Source organism: Vibrio genomosp. F10 str. 9ZD137 (assembly GCF_049974785.1).
Lineage (GTDB): Bacteria > Pseudomonadota > Gammaproteobacteria > Enterobacterales > Vibrionaceae > Vibrio.
This window is the reverse complement of the sequence record NZ_JBNGCJ010000304.1, coordinates 1-1871: the sequence shown is the minus strand read 5'-3', so window position 1 is coordinate 1871 and position 1871 is coordinate 1. Positions and strand designations below refer to the sequence as shown.

At 49.1% G+C, this 1871-nt stretch carries 1 rRNA gene; it reads left to right on the top strand.

What is annotated here, in order from left to right:
• Nucleotides 1-228 precede the first annotated feature (228 nt).
• Nucleotides 229-1871 (top strand): 23S ribosomal RNA (locus ACP45E_RS05590); the annotation flags it as partial.

Here is a 1871-nt window from a genome sequence, read left to right as displayed (position 1 = left end):
TGGAAAGCTGACGAACAACAACTGTGATTGGTTGTTGTTCAAATAAAAGTTCTCAAATCCTACTCTCTTTTAGAGATTAGGTACCAACACACATTCAAGTGTTCTTGGAAACAACATGACTTGTCATGTTCGTTTATATTTGAGTCCGGCAAAATCGAACGTCTCTCACTCATAAAATAGAGAGACAACTTGGTTGTTTGCCATACATAAGACCTCTTGGGGTTGTATGGTTAAGTGACTAAGCGTACACGGTGGATGCCTTGGCAGTCAGAGGCGATGAAGGACGTAATAACTTGCGATAAGCCCAGATTAGGTAGTAATAACCGTTTGAGTCTGGGATTTCCGAATGGGGAAACCCACGTGCATAAGCACGTATCGTTGCGTGAATACATAGCGCAACGAGGCAAACCCGGGGAACTGAAACATCTAAGTACCCGGAGGAGTAGAAATCAACCGAGATTCCGAAAGTAGCGGCGAGCGAAATTGGAGTAGCCCTTAAGCTTTTAATGATGCAGGTGAAGAGTCTGGAAAGTCTCGCGATACAGGGTGATAGCCCCGTAACCGACACATCATAATCAGTGAAATCGAGTAGGGCGGGACACGTGATATCCTGTCTGAATATGGGGGGACCATCCTCCAAGGCTAAATACTACTGACTGACCGATAGTGAACCAGTACCGTGAGGGAAAGGCGAAAAGAACCCCTGTGAGGGGAGTGAAATAGAACCTGAAACCGTGTACGTACAAGCAGTAGGAGCAGGCTTGTCCTGTGACTGCGTACCTTTTGTATAATGGGTCAGCGACTTAATTTTAGTAGCAAGGTTAACCGTTTAGGGGAGCCGTAGGGAAACCGAGTCTTAACTGGGCGTACAGTTGCTAGGATTAGACCCGAAACCAGGTGATCTAGCCATGGGCAGGTTGAAGGTTGAGTAACATCAACTGGAGGACCGAACCGACTAATGTTGAAAAATTAGCGGATGACTTGTGGCTAGGGGTGAAAGGCCAATCAAACCTGGAGATAGCTGGTTCTCCCCGAAAGCTATTTAGGTAGCGCCTCGGACGAATACTACTGGGGGTAGAGCACTGTTAAGGCTAGGGGGTCATCCCGACTTACCAACCCTTTGCAAACTCCGAATACCAGTAAGTACTATCCGGGAGACACACGGCGGGTGCTAACGTCCGTCGTGGAGAGGGAAACAACCCAGACCGCCAGCTAAGGTCCCAAAGTATAGCTAAGTGGGAAACGATGTGGGAAGGCTTAGACAGCTAGGATGTTGGCTTAGAAGCAGCCATCATTTAAAGAAAGCGTAATAGCTCACTAGTCGAGTCGGCCTGCGCGGAAGATGTAACGGGGCTAAGCTATACACCGAAGCTGCGGCTACGTACTTTTGTACGTGGGGTAGGGGAGCGTTCTGTAAGCCGTTGAAGGTGGTCTGTAAGGGCTGCTGGAGGTATCAGAAGTGCGAATGCTGACATGAGTAACGATAAAGGGGGTGAAAAACCCCCTCGCCGGAAGACCAAGGGTTCCTGTCCAACGTTAATCGGGGCAGGGTAAGTCGACCCCTAAGGCGAGGCCGAAAGGCGTAGTCGATGGGAAACGGGTTAATATTCCCGTACTTCTTATAATTGCGATGGGGGGACGGAGAAGGCTAGGTGGGCCTGGCGACGGTTGTCCAGGTTCAAGTACGTAGGCGGAAAGTTTAGGTAAATCCGGACTTTCACTAACGCTGAGATACGATGTCGAGCCACTACGGTGGTGAAGTCATTGATGCCATGCTTCCAGGAAAAGCCTCTAAGCTTCAGATTATAAGAAATCGTACCCCAAACCGACACAGGTGGTCGGGTAGAGAATACCAAGGCGCTTGAGAGAAC